Here is a 2,655-nt window from a genome sequence, read left to right on the forward strand (position 1 = left end):
GCCCAGCGCACGGCGAGCGTAATGAAGGCCATGAGCCCAGTGACGAGAAAAACCCGTCGCTCTCCTGAGACCACCACCAGACCGGAGAGCAGGAGCAGGGAAGTTGCAAAGTCGCTGTAGAGACGCTCGTCGGTGCCCTCCAGGCCGAGCGAGGGCAGCACGAATCCAACGAGAACGAGGAGCCCCAGAAGCACGGGCAGACCGTAGTCCGGCTCCCGCATCCTGGTCATCACGTGCCGCACGGGCTTTTGCATCTATTCTGCGCCTGTTGGGACGCGAGATGATCGCACACGCGTGGCATGGTCGGCCACGGAGTACACTTGCGTGACAAGAGTTTCAGAGGAGGAATGGAATGATGTGGACGCTGCGTTCCTATCTGTCGACGGCGCTGCTCGGCGTGCTGGTGAGCCTGGCTGTCGGTTGCGCGATGGCGCCGTCGACTCCCCAGGTGGTAACGGCGCCTGCGGGCGTGAATCTGCCGCTGACGGCGCGTGTCGCCGTGCAGGTGAATCCCACCATGCCCGGCACGCAGACCGTGGAGTTTCGCGGTGACACCTGGCAATACCCGGACAGCGAACTCATGCAGCAGGCTGCCATCCGTATCTTTCGCGAGGTCTTCACCGAGGTGGGAGCCGCCGGAACCCTGAGCGCGCCGACGGTCACCGTCATGTTGAACGGGAGCAGTTCGGTGAATCCGGTGATGAGCGAATACTACGCAAACGCCACCGCGACGGTATTTCCCGGCGGGGATACCTACACCCAGCCCCTGGGGACATTCTCCGGAGCCGGCACCGGCAGCCAGCCCAACTTCTCGCAGGGGGGCATCGCCACGGCATACGAAGGGGCGTTCCGGCAGATCGCCAATCGGATGCTGGCCGATGCCGCGCTGCTCGCCAAGCTGCGGGCGAGGTCGAAGTAGTCGGGAGTCGATTTCAGGCGCGTGCCGCGCCGGCTGTTCGGGTCGGGGAGGGCGAGCCGCTGGCGGCGCGCCACGCCGCCGGCGTCGTTCCCGTCCAGCGGCGGAACGCGCGCGTGAAGGCGCTCGCGTCCGCGTAGTCGAGCGTGCTCGCGATCTCGACGATCGGCAGGTGCGTGATTTCCAGATAGTGGCGCGCGATGTCGAAGCGGGTCTGTTCCACCAGCGCGTGGAACGTCGTGTTGCGCTCCCTCAACCGCCGGTTGAGCGTGCGCCGGTGCATCGAGAAGAGCCTGGCGACCTGTTCCTGCGATCCGCTCCCGCTCACCAGCATCGTGCGCAACACACGCCGCAGCTGCGCGACGACGTCGCCATTGCCGTTTGCCGCAAGCGAGTCCACCTGCAGCTGCAGCATCTGCCGCAATTTGGCATCGGCGCCAGGTAACTCCTGCTCGAGCCAGGTCGTGGCAAAGGCCAGCGCGGTCTCGTCGGCATCGAAGCGCAGCGGAGCCCGGAAGAACCGACGATAGGGAGCGGCATCCGTCGGCGGCGAGCGCGACAGCAGCACTTCGGTCGGCCGCCAGTTCGGACCACATAGCGATGTCATGATGTTGAAAATGACCGCCATCGCCGTGTCGTAGACCTGATCCGCACGCACCACGCCGCTCTGGTAGATCGTGTACCCCAGCACGGCAAGATCGCCCCGCAGGGAGAGTGTGGGCACTGCGCCGCGATCGTGCAGATGCAGGTGCAGGATCAGGTTGCGCAGAGCGGCGCCCGCATCGGGCGAATTGAGCGCGAGATGGCCGATCAGGCCGAGGTCCGTCGTCTTGCTGCGCATGCCCAGCAACAGCCCGAAGTGGTCGCACTGCGTGCGCTCGCTACAAACGGCAAGCAACCGGCTCAAATCGACGAACGACGCCGTATTCTCCGGATCGCCCAGCAGCGCGAGGTCCAGCCCGGCAGCGGCGACCACGCGGGCCGGGTCGTGTCCCATTTCGCGCAGCAGCGCCGGGACGTTCACGAAGATGGAAATGCGCAACTGCCCATCGGTGAGCACCGCGGCGCGCGAGTGAGGAGGGGTCATGCGAGGGTCAGGACATGCGGCGAGTAGGGAGATTCGAGAAATTGTCGCAAACTGTCAAGCGCCATCGTTTGCATCGTGGACAATACGGCGTTTTGAGAAACAGGCACGTGCGCCGTCATCGATGCGCAGACGCCCTGCCATTCGCCTCACCAATCCGACCGGGAGTGATTCGATGAAGCCGACGAAGCCGATCCTTTCCATTGTTGCTGCTGTTTTGCTTGCTGGGTGCGCGGGACAGCCGCAGAGTTATTCGTTGGAGGGTGGACAGAGTGTGACGGTGCCGAAGGGGACGCTGTTGGGTGGGGCGTCCGCAGGGCAGACGACCGCGCTGGCGCAGGAGATTGCGGACACCAACAACAACGCGATGACGCAGTTCGGCAAGGTCGAGAACACGCAGAACCGCGAGCTGCAGACGTCGCAAGCGGCGCTCACCAAGCTCGAGCAGATCTCGATGAACCAGGGGGCGGGGTCGATCACGCTGTTCTTTGCCGAAGGCTCGGCGACACTCGACCAGTTCCAGTATCAGCGGCTGGTGAACTTCCTCGACTATCTGCAGCGCGAGAGCGCCGGGCGCAAGGTGATCCTGGTGTCGATCGGCTCGGCCTCGGCGGTGGGTCCGACGGCCATCAACCAGAAGCTGAGCGCCGAGCGC

Annotated in this window: 4 protein-coding genes; 2 read left to right on the forward strand and 2 right to left on the reverse strand. The window is 64.8% G+C overall.

Annotated elements, in window-relative coordinates:
* On the reverse strand, nt 1-254 hold a 254-nt coding region (locus JNK68_16795; GenBank protein MBL8542002.1), incomplete at its 3' end, for a hypothetical protein.
* 98 nt (nt 255-352) lie between these two features.
* On the opposite strand from JNK68_16795, the gene JNK68_16800 reads away from it, so the two are divergent.
* Nucleotides 353-919: a hypothetical protein gene (locus JNK68_16800; GenBank protein ID MBL8542003.1), complete on the forward strand. Its 567-nt coding sequence runs from the start codon at nt 353-355 to the stop codon at nt 917-919.
* A 13-nt stretch (nt 920-932) separates the two neighbouring features.
* Here JNK68_16800 and JNK68_16805 read toward each other — a convergent pair whose 3' ends face one another.
* A complete protein-coding gene (locus JNK68_16805; GenBank protein MBL8542004.1) occupies nt 933-2,003 on the reverse strand; it encodes an AraC family transcriptional regulator in 1,071 nt (356 codons plus the stop codon).
* A gap of 277 nt (nt 2,004-2,280) precedes the next feature.
* Between JNK68_16805 and JNK68_16810 the strand changes: the two genes are divergently transcribed.
* Nucleotides 2,281-2,655 (forward strand): hypothetical protein (locus tag JNK68_16810; protein MBL8542005.1); only part of this gene is annotated, 375 nt, incomplete at its 3' end.

The organism is Betaproteobacteria bacterium (assembly GCA_016791345.1).
Taxonomy (GTDB): domain Bacteria; phylum Pseudomonadota; class Gammaproteobacteria; order Burkholderiales; family JAEUMW01; genus JAEUMW01.

Coding starts and splice junctions, on each gene's coding strand:
- JNK68_16805 (MBL8542004.1), bottom strand. CDS start 2,003: ATGACCCCTCCTCACTCGCGCGCCGCGGTGCTCACCGATGGGCAGTTG.
- JNK68_16800 (MBL8542003.1), top strand. CDS start 353: ATGATGTGGACGCTGCGTTCCTATCTGTCGACGGCGCTGCTCGGCGTG.